Consider the following 20,567-nt stretch of genomic DNA (forward strand, 5'->3'; position numbering starts at 1 on the left):
ATTAACTTTTATCCTCATAATTTTGAGTTGCAGGTTTAAAGGCAGCTTTTGCACGTTGTATATTCATTGGTATATTTTCAATACCAAAAAAAGATCCAGGCTCTTTATCCCAACTAGCTGATAATATTCCAAAACTCAATCCTGCTAGACCTAACAAGAAAAACAATGCTGAAATTGCAATGGTTGAGGAAGGAGGTATTTCAGCAATATTTCTTGTAACTATAATGTAGCTAACGACAAAAACAGACATTCCTAATATTGTCGGTATTCCAGCTGTAAAGAATATTCTTCTTGCCATTCTGTCAGCAACATATTTTGGGATGCCACTAGATGATGGATTTGGCTTACTTACAGGAATAGATGTTTTTTCTAGATTAGCGAAAGCAGTTGTTTCAGAATAGTTTTTTTTCTTTTTATTTTGTGTCTTTTTTTTTGATTGCTTTTTTTTCATTAATTGAGATCATCCTCTGATTCCAATTTTCTTAACTAGTTCTTGATATTTTTGAACGTTTTTGTCTTTTATGTAAGATAGTAATCTTTTCCTTTTACCAATCATTTTTAATAATCCTTGCCTTGAAGCGAAATCATGAATGTTTCCTTGAAGATGATCACTTAATTTCGATATTCTTTTAGAAAGCATTGCTACCTGAACTTCAACTGAACCTGTATCAGTTGGATGCACCTGATGATTTTCAATCAGCTTCTGTTTTTCAGCTGTATCTAATGACATAAAATTTATTTCTTTTTATCTATGATACTACGTCATCTAGCTATATTACTACTATCCTCATCCAGATAATGCATAGCTAATTTCAATAGTTTTTCAAATGATAAATTATTTTCTTTTTTACCTAGGAGATCTATTTCTTTAATAATAATTGGCAAAATAGTATTTATTTCTTTGTTTTTGTAACTTAATGATTGAAGGGTTAACTGAAGGTCTTCTATCATTTTATTTATCTCAGGATCCTTAATCTCAAATTCATCTTTGTTTTTTTCTTCTTCATGTAATATTTCGCTTTTAAATTTGCTTTTTAATTCTAAAATTAACCGATCACTCATTTTTTGTCCTATACCAGGTACAGAACAAATTAATTTTTTGTCTTGTGTTTGTATTGCATTTATAACTTCACTAATAGAAAATTTGTTTAATATCCCAATACCAATTTGAGATCCAACACCTCGAATACTTAAAATTTCAATGAAGAAATTTTTTTGATCCTTTGATGTAAAGCCAAATAATAAATCTGAATCTTCTTTTTTTATATGCTTTATCCAAAGATTGATGTTTTTAGTAGATATCTGATTTGTTTTTAACTTGAGAAAAAAAGATTCTAGTATTTGTATTTCGTATCCTAATCCTTGGCAATTTATTAAAACAAAAAATTTTTGATTAGTTTGCCATAAATCAACTAAATCTCCATTTATCCAACTAATCAATTAACCACCATCCACTTGACATCCAATTAGAGCCCCTGCAGTACCTCCCGCTGGTACGGCCCAAAACCTGTCTTTCCCTCTAGATGAGGATAATGCAATTCCAGCACCAAGAAGACCCCCTATAACAGAACCTTCACTACAGTCATTATCATCTATTTTTTCAGCTTTGTTTTGACCTCCACAAGGTATTACAACGTCTACCTCATAACTTTTTACGTAGCCTGGGTTTGATCTCGTTCCAGGAATGTATTCTTCTCTATATTCAGTTCTTGTACAAGTTACTGATTTTGGGGTTGTTGCATTAACTTGAGCAATAGGAGAAAAACAAAATAATAAAGCTAAATAGTGAAATTTCATCATCATTTTTAAACTAATTGTATTCTATGTCCTTTTGATTATTTTGGTAGTAGATATAATAGTTCCTAATAAAACTAGTGAGGCGCCTAATAAAAAATTTATGTTTATTATTTCACTAAAAAACAAAATCCCCCAAATTGAACCAAATAATACTTGTAAATAATTAATTATTGATGCTTCAGAAGCAGGTAAATTCTTTAATCCTATAGTTAAGAAAGTCTGACCTAATTGAGTAAATAAACCAATTCCTAATATCCAAACTAATTCACTCCAATTTGGGGTAACCCAATTGATTAATACTATTGGCAATAGAGTTATAAAAGAAACAAGTGGGAAATATTCAATAATTACATAAATATCTTCACTAATTGAAAGTTTCTTAACTGTAACGTAAGCTAATGCAGTGCAGATTGCTCCAAGAAATGCTATCAAAATCGAAATAATTTCAATTTCAACGTTTATATTTGATAATTGGCTTGGATTCAATATTACTAATATTCCAATCCAGGCAATAATTAATGCAAAAATTATATTACGCTTTATTTTTTCGTTTATAAATATGACAGCAAATATAGATATAAAAATAGGATATGTGTACTGAATGACTGTAGATATACTAAGAGGCATATTTCTTATCGCATAAAAAATACAAATTAAAGCTAAAGTTCCTAAAAAACCTCTTAAGATAAGTAGTGGCCTATTTTTGCCCCAAGGATTTATATTTTTTATGTTAATTATAAATAATGTAATTATTAAACTTATCAATGATCTAAATAAAACTAATTCATAAATAGGTATCCTTTTATCAATATTTTTTACGCACAAAGTCATCAAACTGAAGAAGAATGAGGCAAATACCAAATTATACTTTTTTAATGAATTAAGTCTTTTTTCTAATTTTTCGATATTTATCATTTAAAAAAATAATTTTATTGTGAAATTAAGTAGATTCTTATTTGATTTTGACCTATAACGAATAAATCATTATTTATTTTTCGATAATAATCTCAATGGTTCATTCTATACACCCAAGAACTATTCAAGAGGTTAAGGAAAAAGCAGATATTGTTGACGTTATATCTGAACATATTGTTCTTAAGAAGAAAGGCAAGGAATTTGTTGGGATTTGCCCTTTTCATGATGATACTAAGCCATCTATGACGGTATCACCTAGTAAACAATTCTATTATTGTTTTTCTTGTGGTGCTGGTGGTAACTCTATTAAATTTTTAATGGAATTTACTCGTGCAAATTTTTCAGATGTTGTACTTTCTCTCGCTAAAAAAAATAATATAAATGTTGAAAATCTCGAGGGTCCCCAATTAGAAGCTTATAAAAAACAATTATCTAGAAAGGAAGAGCTTTATAAAATATTAAGAGTTACTAAAAATTGGTTTAAGTCTCAATTAAATAATTCTCTTGGTGTTGAAGCTATGAAATATTTAACATCAAAGAGAAACTTGAGTAACAAGATTATTGATAACTTTGAATTAGGTTTTGCCCCAAATTCATGGAATGATTTATTTGAATATCTATCCAAGGTAGAAAAATTTCCTATCAATTTAATATTAGCTTCCGGTCTTGCAATATCTAAAGATAATTCTGACAAGATTTATGATCGTTTTAGAAATAGATTAATTGTTCCAATTCATGATATGCAGGGAAGAGTAGTTGCTTTTGGAGGAAGATCTCTTGATGCTCAGGAACCTAAATACCTGAATTCTCCTGAATCAGAGATATTTGAAAAGGGCAAAATGTTGTTTGCATTTGAAAAAGCTTCTAGCAATATTAGGAAAAGAGATAAAGCTATTATTGTTGAAGGATACTTTGATGTAATTTCTCTTCATGCAAAAGGTATTAATAATTCTGTAGCTTCCCTTGGTACTGCATTAAATAAGTATCAAATTTCTCAACTTTGTAGATGTACAGATAATAAAAATATAATTTTGAATTTTGATTCTGATAATGCAGGAATTTTAGCTACAAAAAGAGTAATTAAAGAAGTCGAGAGTCTATCCATTCATGATCAAATTAATCTTAAGATACTTCAACTAAGTGATTTTAAAGATCCTGACGAATATTTAAATAGTCATACTCCTGAAGATTATTTTAATTTGATTGATAATTCATCCTTTTGGATTGATTGGGAGATTGATCAGATCTTTAAAGATAAAGATTTAACTAAGTCAGAAATTTTCCAGAGTGTTATTTCTTCATTGGTAAAATTGCTGAGTAAATTACCTCAATCATCAACCAGGACTCATTACCTACAAAAAGTTTCCGAACGATTAAGTAAGGGTCAAGCCAGGTTAGCTATACAGTTTGAACAAGATTTAAGAAATCAAGTTAAGGGATTTCGTTGGCATGGTAGATCAAAAAAATTTGAACAACCAAATGAAATTTCTCGTCGTGAGAAAAATGAATCGGAAATAATCTTTTATTATTTGCATTGTCCTGATCTTAGACTCTTTATTCGTGATGAATTTCTTAAAAGAGAAATTAATGGTTTTAATACTAAATATATTCAAAATTTATGGGAATCTATTTCAACAATTGAACAAAATAATTTGGGTTTAAATTATTTAAATGAATTAAAACAAACAAATAATCAAATTCTTCAAAAAGATCTTTCTGCTATTAATCTAATTTCACTTTTGCCTGACTACTTAGCTATTAATAATCCGGAATCATCAAATAAAATTAATATTTTTGTTAATCCAAATGAGTTGTACTTAACATTGCTTAGTAATCCTAAAGACAATTTACTTGGAACTTTATCACTTCTTGAAAAATATAATTCTCTAAAAAGATGTAGACACTTGATCGAATCTTGGGGATCTCAAAGATTAAAAACCTTAGAAAACTGTATATCCATCTTAATTGATAATTCATCTTCAAGTTCCTCAAATACAAATAAAGAAATAGATGATCTTTTTAAGGATTTAAACTCAGATGCCATTAAATTTCAGGAATTATATTACTTAGAAAGACAACATATAAATTTTTTAGACAAACAACGTTGTGGCAATTTCATCGCTAGTTAATATAAAAATTTTTAATTTATAGGCAGTATTTTTTAATCAAGTTTTTAACTTTTTTGGGTTTATCTTCAAGAACATAAGCTTCTACTTCTTTTGCATAAGTACCAGAAAAATTTGAACTAGAGAACTCTAATGCTTTTCTTTTACTTTGATGCAATTTGCTTTCTAATTTTTTTATATCCCCTACTATTTTATTGTTATTACATTTTTGTATAGCATGAGCTGCTTCATGTCTTAATGCTTTTCTTATTGCCAATTCTGTTTTGAAGTTATCTTTGTTTGGTCCATGCTTTTTATTTCTATAATTCGTTTTCCTTTTTGCATTTTCAGTACATATTATTATTTTATTTTCTTCAAAGTTATGTAGTCCTTTTATTTCTTTGTTTAAAAGGCATTCAATTTTATTTTCTTCAACTATATAGTTTGCTTTTATTAATAAGTCAAGAATTTCTTTATCTAATTTGCTCAAAAATATTATAAATTCCATTTAATTTTGTTTACTTCACTATAGTTGGGATTTTTTCTATATCAGTTGTAGATGAGCGACTTAAGAAATTCTTGTTCATAGTCCAACTTTGTGCTTTTTTTGTAATAGCCCATGTAATTGCATTGTTATTAAATCTTTTATTTAATAAATCAATAGTTCTCATTAGATTTGCTGATTTTTTCAGGTCTTTCTGAGACTTGTAATTGATAACTGATTGCTGTAAGTATTCGCTATTAGTTAAATCCTGCATTAAAACACCAGCTTTTGAAAATTTATATTCGGGATTATAAATTTCTTTAGATAATTCAACTACTATTTTTAAAATGCTATTTGTGTCGTCTGTTGCATTTGTAAGCTTTCTATGAGCACTTCTTTGATAATTTTGATTTGAATATTTACTGGTTCTGGCAAATACTCTAATATCGGATGATTGCAAATTCTGACTTCTCATTTTTTCAGATGCTTTTATTGCGTGAGTCGCCAGTGCTTGAGTTAAGTCTTCTAATTTTGTGACAGGAGTACCGAAACTCCTGCTCACCTGAATTTCTTTTTTTGATTTCTTGTTTTTTTCTATGGGCAGGCATCTATGGCCTTTCAGTTCTAATTGCAGTCTTTTCCCTACGATGCCTAATTTCTTAATGATTTCATTTTCTTCCATATCTCTTAGTTCTCTGGCATTTTTAATACCTTTACTTTGCAACCAATTAGAGGTTTGTTTCCCGACTCCCCATATCTTATCTATACTAATTCTTTTTAAATAATTATTCTCATTTTCGGTTCTAGCTAAATCAAATATTCCAGCTGAATAATCAATATTTTTAGCTAGTTTATTAGCAATTTTTGCTCTTACTTTATTTTCTCCTATTCCTACTGTTATGGTAATCCCTAGATTCTGATATATTAATGATCTTATGCTTCTTGCCCAAGGATATAGATTTTCATCATTAGGTCTAGAAATTGAGACGAATGCTTCGTCAATAGAATAAATTTCTATCTGTTCACAGTAATTTTTCAGTAAATTCATTAGTCTTCTACTCATATCCCCATAAAGCGAGTAGTTTGAGCTTAAGACTGCTACATCTAATTTATTTAGTCTTTCTTTGACCTTAAAATACGGAGTTCCCATTTTAATTTTTAAAGCTCGCGCTTCAGGGCTTCTTGCAATGATACATCCGTCATTATTAGATAAAATTACTACTGGTTTATTTCTCAAATGAGGATTAATATTTTGTTCACATGATGCGTAAAAATTATTAGCATCTATAAGAGCTATTGCATCAATATTTGAAATTTTCATAAATAGCTATGTATTGAATAAATAACAACTCCCCATATCTGTACATCAATATGGTTTTTAAATCTAAAATCAGGATAATTATGATTTTCTGCTTTTAAATATAATTCATTATTTTTTATAGATAATCTTTTTATTGTAAATTCTCCGTCTATCATTGCAATGATGATATTCCCTGGCCTGGCTGTTAAGCTCTTGTCTACTATTATTAAATCTTTATCTTTAATTCCTGCATTTATCATTGAGTCACCTTTAACTCTAAGAAAAAAAGTGCTAAACGGATTAGATATTAAATGTTCGTTTAAATCAATATTTTCTTCTGTATAGTCATCTGCAGGAGAAGGAAACCCTGCTGATACCGAATCAGTTAATAAGGGGATTTTAAATTTTTTAATAGTTGAATCAAAGGAATCCAAGGTTAAATTAATAGTATATATGTACTATATAGCAAAAACTCAAAAAATAGTTAGTTATTAAACTTTTATAGATTAATTTTAGATTGAATCTAATCTTTTTAAGAACGATGATAAGGGGAGTTGTTAGATATAGAAATAGCTCTATAGATTTGCTCGATTAGGATTAATCTGGCTAATTCATGAGGAAAAGTTAAAGGAGATAGGCTTAGTACAAGATCTGATTTTTCTTTTATATCTGAACTAACTCCATCAGTATCACCGATTAAGAAATTAATTTTTTTATTTTTAAAATTCAAGAGTAAGGAACATAGTTCAACTGAATTAAACTGTTTCCCTTCTTCACTTAGGCAGATAATAATATTGTTATTGGATCTAAGATTATTTAAATTAAAAGTCTTTAACTCATTAATGACAAGTTCAGGCATTCTTTTTTTGTATTGATTAATTCCATCTCTAATCCAAAGTTTCTTTATTTTGCCAATAGCATAAATTGCTAATCTATTACTCTGAAGCATAAGTAAATATTAAAAATAATTATTCATCAAGAAGATAATTAAATTCATCATATAGTTCCTCTTCGGTTGTTAATTTCTTGGATAAATTATGTTTTTTAGAATTCATATTAATTTGATTAATCTCACTTTCTCTTAGTGAGTTATTAATATTAGAAGTCTCTTCTAAAGATTCTGAATTATCAATTAACGAATAAAAAATTTTATTGGGATCTTCTGAATTTTGTGGATTGGGGATTAAATTATCATTATTAGTTATATTTGTGTAATTATTTATATTTTTACTTTCGTTATTTAAATTTTTCTTTTTTTTTAATTTATTGAGTTTATCTAAATTTTTTTTTGATAAGCTCATGATATAAAGTATTAAATAAATTCATATTTAATTTAAACATATTATTTATCTTTTAGATGAATTCTAAAAACTATCATCAAAAAAAAAGATTTGGACAACACTGGTTGGTAAATAAAAAAATATTAGAAAAAATTAAAGAAATTGCTGTTCTTAATGAAAATGACTTTATTTTAGAAATTGGTCCTGGCAAAGGAGCTTTAACGTCTAAGTTGTTAAATTCAGAAATTAAAAAATTACATGCAATTGAATTAGATAAAGATTTAATAAATTTATTAAATGATAAATTCAATAATAATGATAAGTTTTCGCTGCAGCAGGGAGATATTCTTTCTGTAAATTTAGATTCGATTAATAAGAAGATTACAAAAGTGATTGCAAATATTCCTTACAATATAACTGGACCAATATTGGATATTTTCATAGGTCGATTGGGCATTATAAGAAACTATAATTACGAAAAAATAATATTTTTGATGCAGAAAGACGTTGTAGATAGGATTTTGTCAAAAGAAGGTAGTCCCAATGCTGGGGCGCTTAGTATAAGGATGCAACTATTATCAAAAATAAAAAGAATATGTGATGTTCCGCCTTCATCATTTAGTCCGCCTCCAAAAGTTTTTTCTTCTTTAGTAGTTTTCGAACCAATTAAAAATGATTTAAGATTAGAAATTAGCCTAGAAAAATATATAGATAAACTTCTTCGGATTTCATTTAATTCAAGAAGAAAAATGCTTAGAAATACTCTTAATTCAATACTTTCAAATGAAGAGATAAATGAATTATCTGAATCTTCAAAAGTTTGTTTTAATTTAAGACCACAAGATATTTCAATTGACCAATGGATTAAGCTTGCAGAAAATTGTATTAAAATTAAAAAATAAAAATTTAAGTATATGCAAGATTCAGCTAAAACGAAAATTAATATAAAATCTCCTGCCAAAATAAATTTGCACCTTGAAGTTATTGGTAAAAGAGAGGACGGATTTCATGAGTTAGCAATGATTATGCAAAATATCGATCTTTCTGATTATTTAGAATTTGAAATTAATAATGAAGGTTTAATTAAACTTGAGTCTGATTGTAATGATTTAAGCTTATCTGATGATAACTTAATTGTTAAATCGGCAAATCTATTAAGGAAAAAATCAAATACAAATTACGGTGCAAATGTATTTTTAAGAAAAAATATTCCAATTGGCGCAGGATTAGCTGGTGGATCCAGTAATGCAGCAGCAACATTAATTGGTCTTAATAAATTATGGGATTTGAACTTTGATCAAGAAACATTATGTTCATTAGCATCAACTTTAGGATCTGATATTCCCTTTTTTATAAATGGTGGTATTCAATTATGTTTTGGAAGAGGAGAAATTTTGGAGAAATTAGATTCAAACTTTGAATATGGAGTAATTCTTATAAAAAATCGAGATGTATCAGTATCTACAGCTGAAACTTATAAAAAATATAGTAATAGATTTTGTGATCAATATCTTACTGATAGAGAAATGATTGAGAACATAAGAGAAAATTTAAGAGATAATGGTTTAAACAACTTAAATTTTAATAATCAACATTTATCTATTAAAAATGATTTGCAGTTAGTTGTTGAAAATGAAAATGATTCTGTAAAGCAGGCATTATATTTACTTTCTAAATTAAAAAATTGTCTCACATTTTCAATGAGTGGATCAGGACCTACATGCTTTGCACTCTTTAAAGATATAGAGATTGCTAAAAAAGAATTAACTACTAATTATAAATTATTTAGAAATAAAGGTTACGATTCGTGGGTTTGCACTTTCCTTGAAAAGGGAATAACATTCATTTAAATTTTTTTATACAAAAATTTATTGTGGCTGATAATAGTAATGAGAATATTGAAAAAAACATTCCCGAAAAAGGACCGTTAAACTTTATTGTAGGATCTTTTACAAGTTTTTTATTATTTATATTTTTTTATTTTTTAAGTAATAAAATTGCAATTTATTTTTCATTACATAAACCATCTAATTCTTCTGAAATAGTCCAAAATATTTCTTCTAGTATTAATACCTTAATAATTGGATTATCATTTTTGCTGACTTTTTCTTTTGCTTTTATAGGTATAGGACTTTTTATTGTATTTATTCGCAGTTTTTTTCTGAAGAACAGTTAAATTGCCAATATTATTGGGTAAATACTTTCTTTGAATGTCTTTACATGATCTGGGACTTTTAATACTTTTGCTTTCACCAGGAATGATTTTGTCAGTATTACTACTTATTACCTTTGCTGAAGGAGGTTAAATTAATCAAAGTGGTAGGATTGTATATGTGATTAATTAGGTAATTAATTGTGGCTGGAACATTATTATTTAATGCTTTGAAAGAGGCAATTGATGAAGAAATGGCAAATGATGTAAATGTTTGCGTTATGGGTGAAGATGTCGGTCAATATGGAGGATCCTATAAGGTAACTAAGGATTTATATGAAAAATATGGAGAGTTAAGAGTATTAGATACTCCAATTGCAGAGAATAGTTTTACAGGTATGGCTGTGGGTGCAGCAATGACTGGGTTAAGACCAATAGTAGAGGGAATGAATATGGGGTTTTTGCTTTTAGCTTTTAATCAGATATCAAATAATATGGGTATGCTTAGATATACAAGCGGAGGAAATTATAAAATACCAGCAGTTGTTAGAGGACCTGGAGGAGTTGGTCGTCAACTTGGTGCTGAACACAGTCAAAGACTTGAAGCATATTTTCATGCTGTTCCCGGTATAAAGATTGTGGCATGCAGCACCCCTACAAATGCTAAAGGTTTAATGAAAGCCGCTATAAGAGATGATAATCCGGTTTTGTTTTTCGAACATGTTCTTCTGTACAACTTGTCTGAAGAATTACCTGATGGCGACTATACTTGCGCTTTAGATCAGGCTGACGTTGTAAAAGATGGTAAAGATATTACTTTATTGACTTATTCAAGAATGAGACATCACTGCCTTAAAGCTGTTGAAGAATTAGAAAAAAAAGGAATAGATGTTGAGTTAATCGATTTAATAAGTTTAAAACCATTTGATATGGAAACCATCTCAAAATCAATAAGAAAAACAAATAAAGTAATTATTGTTGAAGAATGTATGAAGACTGGTGGTATTGGTGCAGAATTAATTGCCTTGATAACAGAAGAGTGTTTCGATGATCTTGACGCCCGACCAATTAGATTATCTAGTCAAGATATTCCAACTCCGTATAATGGAAATCTAGAGAATTTGACAATAATCCAACCACATCAAATAGTTGAAAAAGTTGAAGATTTATTTAGTGGGAGTATATAGGCAATGAAAAAAAGGCAAGGCTGGCTTTTTTTTATAATATTTCTAATTACGTTATCTGTTTATCTATTAATAAATTATCCCTTACAGTTGGGATTGGACTTAAAAGGGGGTTCTCAACTTACACTACAAATAATAAAAGAGGAAGGTAAGGTGACGAAGGAAGAACTTGAAGCTGTAAATTCGGTTATAGATAGACGTGTAAACAATTTGGGGGTTTCAGAGTCTAACTTGCAAACCCTTGGTGGAGATCAATTGATTCTAGAATTACCTGGAGAACAAAATCCATTAGTAGCTTCAAGAGTTTTAGGTAAGACTGCTTTATTAGAATTTAGGACTCAAAAAGAAGGAACATCTACAGAATTAAAAACCTTGCAACTTAAGAGATTGTATATTAAGGAATTAATTGAACAATATTCCTCTTCAGAAAAAAGTCAATATGATGAAAATTTCTTAAAGATTATTCAAGATGATCTTAAAGAGATAGAGCAAGAATTAAATTACTCATCTACTAGTGTTGATTTATATGAAAAATTAATTGAAATTAAAAAGTATGTTGATAAAGAAATTACAAATTTATTTATTAAAACAGATTTATCTGGTAAAGATCTTATTAACGCAGGAAGGAGACAAGAACAAACTAATAGTAATTGGGAAGTTTTATTAACTTTTAGTAATTCAGGAGGTGAAAAGTTTGCAGAAATTACTAAGTCAATTGCTGGCACTAATAAACTATTGGCAATCATTCTTGATGGCGAATCAATAAGTGAAGCTAGTGTTGGCAATCAGTTTGCTAATACTGGGATCACAGGTGGAGCAGCAACAATAAGCGGTAATTTTAGTGCTGAAAATGCTAGGGAATTAGAAGTTCAACTTAAAGGAGGTTCATTGCCATTGCCAATTGAAATAGTAGAGACTAATAGTATAGGAGCTTTGTTGGGATCTAAAAATATTTTAAAAAGTCTTTATGCAGCTATTAGCGGATTAATTTTTGTTGGTATATTTATGATTTTTAATTATAGAATTCTGGGTTTTGTTTCAGTTCTTTCTTTAGTACTTTATGGTTTCTTTAACTTAGCCCTATATTCGTTAATTCCTGTGACTTTGACTTTACCTGGAATATCTGGACTTATACTTAGTATTGGTATGGCTGTTGATGCAAATATTTTAATTTTTGAGAGAATCAGAGAAGAATTATATGACGGTAATACTCTTACAAGATCTATTGATAGCGGTTTTCAAAGAGCTAATTCATCCATAGTTGATGGTCATATTACTACTCTTCTAAGTTGTTTTGTATTGTTTTTATTAGGAACAAATTTTGTTAAAGGTTTTGCGGCAACATTAGGTATAGGAGTTTTAATAAGCTTGTTTACCTCATTAAATTGTTCTAAAACTATTTTGCGATTTTTTACAACATATCAATCTTTAAGACAAAAAAATCTCTATCTACCCAATAATAATTTTTCAAATTAAATTTTTAATTTCTAATTTTTTCCATGAAATACAATCTTGAACTAATAAAAAATAAAAGAAAGATAATTATTTTTTCAGTTGTTCTTATTTTGTTGAGTCTTTTAGGGATTTTATATTCAACTTTTAATACTTCTTATAAGAAACCTATAAATTTAGGGATGGATTTTGTTGGTGGAAATGAATTAAGAATTGAGAGAGTTTGTGAAGAAGAATGTTCTGATATTTCTCCTGATTCAGTTTTAAAAAATTTAAGAGAGATCTCAAAAAATAAAAAAGTTTTAAATAATATTAAATTACAATTCCAAAATAATAATAAATTAATTTCAATAAGAACACCTTATTTGAGTATCGAAGAATCAAATAATCTTATTACTAATCTTGATAATATTATTGGTCCTCTAAATTATGAGAGTAAGGATTCAAGATTAATAGGTCCAAAGCTTGGGAAAAGATTGCTTACTAATTGTGTTACTTCATTGTTAGTTTCTTTATTTGCAATATCTTTATATATAACTATTAGATTTGATAAAAAATATGCATTATATGCATTATTAGCTTTATTCCATGATTTATTAATTGTTTTCGGTATATTCTCTTGGTTGGGTATTATATTTTCTGTCGAGGTTAATAGTTTATTTGCTGTGTCCTTATTAACTATTGCTGGTTATTCTGTAAATGATACTGTCGTTATTTTTGATAGAATTCGTGAGAATTTAAAATCAATGGAAGACTATAACAAAACTATTCAACTATCAGTAAACGAATCATTTAGGAGAACAACGTTTACCAGTATTACAACCCTTATCCCTTTAATAAGTATAATATTTTTTGGTTCGTACTCGCTATTTTGGTTTTCTTTGGCCTTATCATTAGGTATTATAGTTGGAAGTTATTCAAGTATTTTACTTGCCCCATGTTTGTTACTTAAAGACTGAGTTTAAGTTTCTAGTTTTATGAAATTTAATTATTATTTGATAATTTTATTTTCGTTAGTGGTGATAGATCTTTCTACTGAGTTAAGAATATTATTTGATCATTTTACTTTTAGTTCACTAAATTTTGCTTTAGGTAAACATCCTTTAGCTTTCTTTATACTTTTTTCCTACCCATATTTATACAAAAAATTAACAAAGTAGTTTTTAAATATCTTTAAATGATTCTTTGATTAAAACCTGTATTACTACAGCTAATGGAAGAGATAGTATTAAGCCTAATGGACCAAAAATGAAGGTAAACCCAAATTGTGATATTAATGTCAACCCTGGAAGTAAGTTTGCTTTTTTCTTCATTATAGATGGCATTATTATATAACTTTCAATATTTTGAATGATTACATAAGCTCCTAAAACGGCCAGTGGTTTCCAAAAATTATCTAGTAGTGCAATTGAGATTGGAAATATACCACTAATAACTGGACCTATATTTGGAATTATATTAAGAACCATTGCTATTAAAGCATTTGAGACAACATATTTGACATCTAATATGGATAAAACTATTAATGATAATAGACCTACTGATAATGAGCTTATCACCATAGAAAAGGTCCAATTTGCTAATGCAATATTGCATTTTTCTAGAATATTTCTAAATTTGTTGCGATAATTTTTTGGAATTAATAAAAGTATATTTTCTTTATATTGTTTTGGTTCAATAGAAATCATCAAACTCACTGCTAATACGAATATTAATTTCAAAAGACCTGAACCCAGATTTCCAGCTATATTTATTAAATTCTTAAAACTTTCTTGAATAGCTTTTGCTATCGTTGAGGCATCTGGAATAGCAACTATATTATTTATAAGGTTGAAAATGTCTATAACATTTTCTGATTGTTCTCCATAAAAAAAACTATTAAATTTATTCAGATTTGTATTTATCAATATATTTATTTTTGATAAGCCATTTGGAATATCAACCAGAATTTCATTGAATTCTTTTATAAATGGAGGCAATACAAGAATGAAAATAGTAAATACTATTACCGATATAACAGTTAAGACAAGACACAAAGAAAACCATCGGGGAATTTTCAAACCCTTTTGAATTTGATTACATAAATTACATACGATATTTGAAATTACTAAAGAACAAATAATTAAGAGTAGAAAATCTCTCAAAGTCCAAATTATTAACGAAGTGATTAAAATTACTACTAACTTGAAATATGATGAACTATTCAATTTTCAATATATTCTACTTCTTCTCAGAATATCCTAATCCATTTGATTTGGCATAACTATTTGCAAATCTCATAAATCTGTCAAAGTCTGATGTGTTCTTCCAAATATAAACTGCTTCTAAAAATATGGGTTCTCCATCAACAAACTTTACTTTAACTTCCCTAGTAAGTATCTCACCTTCAGAATCAATCATACGCATACCCGTGATTTCACCGTCTGTAATTGAAGACAATGCCTGAGGTTTTTCGAACAAAAATAATGCTTGGCCGGTAGTACCATCTTTACTCCTAGTCAATCTTATTTCAGGTACTACTGGTTCATTAGTTCCTTCATAAAATTGTATTTTTGCGGTTTTATTTGCTGTCATAATATTCGGTTAATAATTTTTTATACTAAGAAATTTTTTTCGCATTCGTTTGTAATTATTTTATAAAACATTATTTATTAACTCTAAGATCCTTTCGTCATATTTTTTGTCTGTTAAATCTATTAACTCTATATTTTTTTTGCCAACCTTTTCATATTCATAACATTTATCGTAATAATCCAGAACTGATTTGCAAACTAAGTCCCATTTCTCAGTATTAATTGATTCAAGAGCTATTTTTGTTCTTTGCGGTCCTAATCTTTTTTTTATTCTTAATACAGATTCTTGGAGTTCCTCTTTCTTAAAAACACTATACGTATTTATTAACTCATCTAACCTATTAGATTCGCTCCTTATAATTTCAATCCTCCTAGAATTTTTCATCTGATTGAAAAATTCATGAGGGATTTTGCATTTTCCTATATTAGCACTTTCAGCTTCTACAAAAATATTATTAGAGTATTTAAAAGAATTTAATTTTTCTGCAATTTTATTTTCAAATTGTTCATTTGAAGGTTGTTCTTTCATTCCTAAACCTCCAAATGTACTTCCTCTATGACAAGCAAATCCTTCAAGATCAATAGTTTGATATTTATTTTTCTCTAGTAATGATAATAATCTTGTCTTCCCAGTGCCTGTTTTCCCTCCAATAACAACAATTTTTAACTTTTTTGTAAAACTATCTAATACCCATCTTCTATATATTTTGTATCCTCCATTAAGTGTAATGAGATTTAATTTATATTTTTCTAGAAGCCAAGCAATGCTTTGTGAACGCATTCCTCCTCTAGAGCAATATATTCTGACAAAAAATTCTTTACTATTAGGAATAGTTTTATAAGACTCAATACTCATGAAGAACATATCAAGAAGTAAATTTATTTTTTTTTCAAGAAATTTTAATCCTTCTATGACTGCTGTTTTTCTTCCTTCTTTTTTATAAATCGTGCCAATTATAGATCTCTCATCATTATCAAATAGTGGAATATTAATAGAATTAGGCAGGTGTCCTTTATAATATTCACTCGGGCTTCTAACATCTATAAGTGGTCCTTTAAAACTTCTAAATTTCTCTAGTTCTTTTCTTTTGAAATACATGGATAGTTTTATTTTTTTAGATTGATTTTTTAAAATGAATAACAAAGAACAAGATAACTATAATAATGCTACATTAGATTTTATAAAAAAATTTGTAGATTCTAATCAAAGAAAAAGAATAAATTCATTAACTCAAATAGAATCTGAAGTCGAAAATATTTTTAATCTTGGACCTTCACTGTTTGATATCTTTGATAGTGATGGAGATGACTGGGCTGCTGGGTGGATATTACAAGTTTTAAAAAAATCTAAGCCTGAATTCTTTGAAAACTCAAAATTTAAGAATTGGTTTAATACATATTCAGATATTGAAATTAATTATGATGATTTGCAATTGATGTTGGTTGAGCAAAAATTTGAAGAGGCAGATAGATTAACAAGTTCCTATTTACGAAAATTAGCTGGTAAATTAGCTGAAAAACGTGGATATGTTTTCTATAGTGAAGTTAAGAATATGTCAGGTAAAGATCTAGAAACAATAGATAGATTATGGACAATTTATTCTACTGGAAGATTTGGATTCTCAATTCAGGCAAAGATATTAAAATCAGTAGGTAAAAAATATGAATTAATGTGGCCGAAAATAGGTTGGAAAAAAGACGGCTTATGGACTAGATATCCTGGATCTTTTTGCTGGTCATTGGATGCTCCTGATGGACATATGCCTTTAATAAATCAACTTAGAGGAGTAAGACTTATGGACTCCATCCTACGGCATCCTGCTATAGCAGATAGACATAATAATATTCTTTAAATTGAGGTATTCAATAAGTTAAAATTAAGAAAGTATCAAAATATTATTATGTCCTTACTTCGGGGCAAAAATATTTTAAAAAAATTTTTTAAAAGACCAAGAATTAACTGGTCACACTACGAATTCGAATCATCATTACAGTTAAATGAATTTGTTGATCAATTATTAGAACCTATTAATAATTCTCAATCAAGCTATCTTATTAAACTTGGTTTACATGAAGCTCTAGTTAACGCAGTAAAACATGGAAATAAATTGGACCCTAAAAAAAATATTAGAGTAAGAAGAATAATTACTCCTAATTGGTGTGTTTGGCAAATTCAAGATCAAGGTAATGGTTTAGATATTAAAAAAAGAGAGTATAAATTACCAAAAAAAATAAGTAGTGTAAGTGGCCGTGGCCTATACATTATTAATGAATGTTTTGATGATATTAGATGGAGTAGTAAAGGTAATAGGCTTCAGTTAGCTTTAAAAAGGTGATTTTTGCTAGGGCAAGGTTGATCCACGTTAATTTCTTTTAACCATTTAACACTTTCTTCTATATACTCAATAGTTTGATTCTCATTACAAGAAATAATTAAATGGCATAATCCCGCCGAAATTAGTTCTGCAGATCGTTTATATTTATTCCCTTTATCTTTATGCCATTTAGAATGATCTATCTTTAATTTGTCATTAAGACTTTGAACAAGCTGAATAGTATCTTTATCCCAATAGGTCATAGATGTTTTTATTTACTTTACAGCAGACCATACTTTGGTCATAAAAAAGGAATTTGATTTTACATTTTTAAACCCAACTTCCTCTATTTTGGAATTTATATCCTCTTTTATGTAATCACAATAAAAAGGCTCATGAAAGGATTTATAGAAGCTTTCCATTACTGATGTAAAGTCAGGTGAATCACTTATTTGAATTGAATCAGCTAATACTAATATCCCTCCAGGTTCAAGAACTCTAAAGAATTCATTTAATACTTTAGCTCTAATTGTTCTAGGTAATTCATGAAATAAGTAAACACAAGAAATGCATTGAAAACTATCATTTTCAAAAGGTAATTCTTCAGCATTACCTTTTATTAACTGAATTAAATCCCCATCTAAATCTGAAATATATCTACTTGCCTCTTTTAAGTATGAATCAGATAAATCAATTCCTGTAATTTTTTCTTTTGGAAATGCGGCTCTTAATTGTTTTAATGTTCTTCCTGATCCTGTAGCCACATCAAGTATATTTATAGAACTTTTTTTTCTATTGTTAAAAAATTTAAGACCTTCTTTTATTGGCTTAATTATTCTTCTCCTCATTGAGTCGGCACTTCCATTGAATAGTATCTCTACTTGTAGGTCATAAATGCTAGCTGAAAAATCTGATAAATAACCATCAGTTTGATGATGAAAGTTTCTTAAGTAATATTGAGGATAATTATCTTTATCAATTGATTTTGGAAGATCATCAAAGTTTTGTTTTCTGCGCCTATCCCATGTATTTGGCATATCGAGCCAAATTTTAGGATATTGAGTTAGATATCTAAGCCATGGTTCGTCAAACAATAATTTTTTTGGATATATATTTTTTTCTGCATCATTCCAGTCTTCTTCTCTTAAGTTATCCATTGAATTTTGGATTTGCATTAGAAGAACCTTATCTATATCAAAATTTTCAAGCTTCGCATCGGGAAGAATAAAATTCATTAATCTTGAACTGATCTGCTTGTGAGCGAAACCTGCAATGCTTTTACTTTGTTGTAGCGTTTTATATGCAATTTTTGAAATAGATTCCCTAGCCATTTTTAAATTTATATATCTATATTCCAACAAAAAAAAAATCAATTTGAGAATATTTTGTGATATTTCTCAAATTGATTAATTTAAACTATTGCGTTCTTTTAATTATGCATCGTAATACATGAAGAATTCATGTGGATGAGGCCTTTGTCTTAATTGTTGAACCTCTTCGTATTTTATATCGATAAAGTTATCAATAAAATCTTCAGTAAATACGCCACCAGCTAATAGATAATCCTTATCTGCTTTTAGAGCATTAAGTGAATCATTTAAAGATGAAGGTACTGTATCAATTTTTGCAAGTTCATCAGCTGGAAGTTCAAATAAATCTACATCTACTCCATCACCAGGGTCAATTTGATTTTTAATTCCATCAATACCAGCAAGCATCATTACAGAGAATGCTAAGTAAGGGTTGGCAAGTGCATCACCTGATCTGAATTCTAATCTTTTAGCTTTGGGGCTTGGACCTGTTAAAGGTATTCTTACTGCAGCTGATCTATTGCCCTCAGAATAAACTAAATTTACAGGTGCTTCGAATCCAGGAACCAATCGTTTATAACTATTTGTAGTTGGGTTAGTAAATGCTAAGAAAGAAGGGGCATGTTTAAGTATGCCTCCGATGTACCATCTTGCTGTTTGAGATAAGTTTGCATATGCTCCTTCACCAAAAAATAGTGGTTGCCCACTCTTCCATAAACTTTGGTGAACATGCATTCCTGTACCATTATCGTTGAAAACGGGCTTAGGCATAAACGTTGCAGTTTTTCCATATTTTTTTGCAACGTTCCTAACAACGTATTTATAAGTCATTACATTATCAGCAGAATTTATTAACGAATCGAATTTCATTCCAAGTTCGTGTTGACCGGCACCTGCAACTTCATGGTGATGCTTTTCAGTAGGTATACCTAATTCACCCATTAAAAGAAGCATTTCAGATCTGATATCTTGAGCAGTATCATTTGGAGAAACTGGAAAATAACCCTCTTTATATTGGATCTTGTATCCTAAATTTCCACCTTCTTCAATTCTTCCTGTGTTCCATGGAGCTTCGATAGTATCTACACTATAAAAGCAAGAACCCTCTTTTGAATCATATCTGACATCATCAAATAAGAAGAATTCTGGCTCTGGTCCAAAAAATGCTGTGTCGGCTATCCCGGTAGATTCTAAATATTTTAAAGCCTTTTGAGCTAATGATCTTGGACATCTATCATATGGCTCACCGCTTCTAGGCTCTTGAATAGAGCAAATCATACTTAAAGTTTTATGCTTATAAAAAGGATCTATCCATGCCGTACTTGCATCAGGAACCATTGACATATCTGAGGCATTAATTGCTTTCCAACCTCTTATTGATGAACCATCAAATGCTAGACCTTCTGTAAATGAATCCTCTTCTATCATGTCTGACGTAAGAGTTAAATGTTGCCATTTACCATGGATGTCTGTGAATTTTAAATCGATCAGTTCAATTCCTTCGTCTTTAATTTGACTTAAAACATCTTGTGGAGATTTAGACATAACTTTTGAGATACCTTCTATGAAATTAATTACTTGATGACTCTTATTTTGTATCAACCGTAACTTTTTTGAACACTAGATGTCTTCTTTCAGTGTTTCAAGTTATAACTTTAATAATTATTTACTTAATTATTTAAATTGAATTAATTTCTATA

General features: G+C 28.7%; 25 protein-coding genes. 9 read left to right on the forward strand and 16 right to left on the reverse strand.

Features of this window, described 5'->3' with window-relative positions:
• Nucleotide 1: 1 nt before the first annotated feature.
• The 5 genes from HA151_RS04535 to HA151_RS04555 are packed head-to-tail and all read right to left on the reverse strand — an operon-like array spanning nt 2 to nt 2,712.
• Complete coding sequence (locus HA151_RS04535; RefSeq protein WP_209106319.1) at nt 2-451, reverse strand: PAM68 family protein; 450 nt, start codon at nt 449-451, stop codon at nt 2-4.
• A 9-nt stretch (nt 452-460) separates the two neighbouring features.
• Nucleotides 461-730 carry a 30S ribosomal protein S15 gene (gene rpsO, locus HA151_RS04540; RefSeq protein ID WP_209106320.1) on the reverse strand — a complete coding sequence of 90 codons (270 nt, stop codon included), beginning with the start codon at nt 728-730 and terminating at the stop codon, nt 461-463.
• A gap of 32 nt (nt 731-762) precedes the next feature.
• Entirely contained in the window at nt 763-1,440 is a 678-nt protein-coding gene (gene ruvA / locus HA151_RS04545; protein WP_209106321.1) for a Holliday junction branch migration protein RuvA, read from the reverse strand.
• A complete protein-coding gene (locus HA151_RS04550) occupies nt 1,441-1,803 on the reverse strand; it encodes a glycine zipper 2TM domain-containing protein (protein WP_209106322.1) in 363 nt (120 codons plus the stop codon). It lies immediately after the preceding gene.
• A gap of 18 nt (nt 1,804-1,821) precedes the next feature.
• A complete protein-coding gene (locus HA151_RS04555) occupies nt 1,822-2,712 on the reverse strand; it encodes a DMT family transporter (RefSeq protein ID WP_209106323.1) in 891 nt (296 codons plus the stop codon).
• Nucleotides 2,713-2,807: 95 nt separating this feature from the next.
• On the opposite strand from HA151_RS04555, the gene dnaG reads away from it, so the two are divergent.
• Nucleotides 2,808-4,841, forward strand: a complete 2,034-nt coding sequence (gene dnaG / locus HA151_RS04560; RefSeq protein ID WP_209106324.1) for a DNA primase — start codon at nt 2,808-2,810, stop codon at nt 4,839-4,841.
• 16 nt (nt 4,842-4,857) lie between these two features.
• Here dnaG and HA151_RS04565 read toward each other — a convergent pair whose 3' ends face one another.
• From HA151_RS04565 to HA151_RS04585, 5 genes are all read right to left on the reverse strand, one after another.
• Nucleotides 4,858-5,325, reverse strand: coding sequence for a serine hydroxymethyltransferase (locus HA151_RS04565; protein ID WP_209106325.1), 468 nt, complete (start codon nt 5,323-5,325; stop codon nt 4,858-4,860).
• A 10-nt stretch (nt 5,326-5,335) separates the two neighbouring features.
• Nucleotides 5,336-6,622 (reverse strand): Y-family DNA polymerase, encoded by a 1,287-nt coding sequence (locus tag HA151_RS04570; protein WP_209106326.1) that lies wholly within the window; start codon nt 6,620-6,622, stop codon nt 5,336-5,338.
• The gene (locus tag HA151_RS04575) at nt 6,619-7,035 is read right to left on the reverse strand and encodes a LexA family protein (protein ID WP_209106327.1); all 417 of its coding nucleotides are present in this window, start codon (nt 7,033-7,035) and stop codon (nt 6,619-6,621) included. The genes HA151_RS04570 and HA151_RS04575 overlap by 4 nt, the downstream gene beginning before the upstream one ends.
• A 98-nt stretch (nt 7,036-7,133) precedes the next feature.
• Complete coding sequence (locus HA151_RS04580; RefSeq protein ID WP_025881345.1) at nt 7,134-7,550, reverse strand: 23S rRNA (pseudouridine(1915)-N(3))-methyltransferase RlmH; 417 nt, start codon at nt 7,548-7,550, stop codon at nt 7,134-7,136.
• A gap of 19 nt (nt 7,551-7,569) precedes the next feature.
• Nucleotides 7,570-7,902 (reverse strand): hypothetical protein, encoded by a 333-nt coding sequence (locus HA151_RS04585; protein WP_209106328.1) that lies wholly within the window; start codon nt 7,900-7,902, stop codon nt 7,570-7,572.
• A gap of 56 nt (nt 7,903-7,958) precedes the next feature.
• On the opposite strand from HA151_RS04585, the gene rsmA reads away from it, so the two are divergent.
• From rsmA to secF, 6 genes are all read left to right on the forward strand, one after another.
• Nucleotides 7,959-8,783: a 16S rRNA (adenine(1518)-N(6)/adenine(1519)-N(6))-dimethyltransferase RsmA gene (rsmA, locus tag HA151_RS04590; RefSeq protein ID WP_209106329.1), complete on the forward strand. Its 825-nt coding sequence runs from the start codon at nt 7,959-7,961 to the stop codon at nt 8,781-8,783.
• A gap of 12 nt (nt 8,784-8,795) precedes the next feature.
• Nucleotides 8,796-9,731: a 4-(cytidine 5'-diphospho)-2-C-methyl-D-erythritol kinase gene (ispE, locus tag HA151_RS04595; RefSeq protein WP_209106330.1), complete on the forward strand. Its 936-nt coding sequence runs from the start codon at nt 8,796-8,798 to the stop codon at nt 9,729-9,731.
• A 23-nt stretch (nt 9,732-9,754) separates the two neighbouring features.
• Nucleotides 9,755-10,057: a DUF3082 domain-containing protein gene (locus HA151_RS04600; protein ID WP_209106331.1), complete on the forward strand. Its 303-nt coding sequence runs from the start codon at nt 9,755-9,757 to the stop codon at nt 10,055-10,057.
• A gap of 179 nt (nt 10,058-10,236) precedes the next feature.
• Nucleotides 10,237-11,220, forward strand: a complete 984-nt coding sequence (locus HA151_RS04605) for a pyruvate dehydrogenase complex E1 component subunit beta (protein WP_209106332.1) — start codon at nt 10,237-10,239, stop codon at nt 11,218-11,220.
• Nucleotides 11,221-11,223: 3 nt separating this feature from the next.
• On the forward strand, nt 11,224-12,693 hold the full coding sequence (gene secD, locus HA151_RS04610) for a protein translocase subunit SecD (RefSeq protein ID WP_209106333.1): 1,470 nt from the start codon (nt 11,224-11,226) through the stop codon (nt 12,691-12,693).
• 23 nt (nt 12,694-12,716) lie between these two features.
• Nucleotides 12,717-13,628 (forward strand): protein translocase subunit SecF, encoded by a 912-nt coding sequence (gene secF / locus HA151_RS04615; protein WP_209106334.1) that lies wholly within the window; start codon nt 12,717-12,719, stop codon nt 13,626-13,628.
• Nucleotides 13,629-13,832: 204 nt separating this feature from the next.
• On the opposite strand, the gene HA151_RS04620 is transcribed toward secF, so the two are convergent.
• Genes HA151_RS04620 through mnmH form a run of 3 tightly spaced genes read right to left on the reverse strand, consistent with a single transcriptional unit; the run spans nt 13,833 to nt 16,341 of the window.
• Nucleotides 13,833-14,876, reverse strand: coding sequence for an AI-2E family transporter (locus HA151_RS04620; protein ID WP_209106335.1), 1,044 nt, complete (start codon nt 14,874-14,876; stop codon nt 13,833-13,835).
• A 13-nt stretch (nt 14,877-14,889) separates the two neighbouring features.
• On the reverse strand, nt 14,890-15,243 hold the full coding sequence (gene psb28, locus HA151_RS04625) for a photosystem II reaction center protein Psb28 (protein WP_209106336.1): 354 nt from the start codon (nt 15,241-15,243) through the stop codon (nt 14,890-14,892).
• A 60-nt stretch (nt 15,244-15,303) separates the two neighbouring features.
• On the reverse strand, nt 15,304-16,341 hold the full coding sequence (gene mnmH / locus HA151_RS04630; RefSeq protein WP_209106337.1) for a tRNA 2-selenouridine(34) synthase MnmH: 1,038 nt from the start codon (nt 16,339-16,341) through the stop codon (nt 15,304-15,306).
• A 34-nt stretch (nt 16,342-16,375) separates the two neighbouring features.
• Here mnmH and HA151_RS04635 point away from each other — a divergent pair, with 34 nt between their 5' ends.
• A complete protein-coding gene (locus HA151_RS04635) occupies nt 16,376-17,095 on the forward strand; it encodes a GUN4 domain-containing protein (RefSeq protein ID WP_209106338.1) in 720 nt (239 codons plus the stop codon).
• A 48-nt stretch (nt 17,096-17,143) separates the two neighbouring features.
• Entirely contained in the window at nt 17,144-17,578 is a 435-nt protein-coding gene (locus HA151_RS04640) for an ATP-binding protein (protein WP_209106339.1), read from the forward strand.
• On the opposite strand, the gene HA151_RS04645 is transcribed toward HA151_RS04640, so the two are convergent.
• From HA151_RS04645 to glnA, 3 genes are all read right to left on the reverse strand, one after another.
• Entirely contained in the window at nt 17,557-17,820 is a 264-nt protein-coding gene (locus HA151_RS04645; RefSeq protein ID WP_209106340.1) for a DUF6439 family protein, read from the reverse strand. The two genes, HA151_RS04640 and HA151_RS04645, sit on opposite strands and share 22 nt — an antisense overlap.
• A gap of 12 nt (nt 17,821-17,832) precedes the next feature.
• Nucleotides 17,833-18,888: a class I SAM-dependent methyltransferase gene (locus HA151_RS04650; protein ID WP_209106341.1), complete on the reverse strand. Its 1,056-nt coding sequence runs from the start codon at nt 18,886-18,888 to the stop codon at nt 17,833-17,835.
• Nucleotides 18,889-18,990: 102 nt separating this feature from the next.
• Nucleotides 18,991-20,412: a type I glutamate--ammonia ligase gene (glnA, locus tag HA151_RS04655; RefSeq protein WP_025881370.1), complete on the reverse strand. Its 1,422-nt coding sequence runs from the start codon at nt 20,410-20,412 to the stop codon at nt 18,991-18,993.
• Nucleotides 20,413-20,567: the final 155 nt, after the last annotated feature.

The sequence above is a fragment of the Prochlorococcus marinus XMU1419 genome (assembly GCF_017695955.1).
Lineage (GTDB): Bacteria > Cyanobacteriota > Cyanobacteriia > PCC-6307 > Cyanobiaceae > Prochlorococcus_A > Prochlorococcus_A marinus_AD.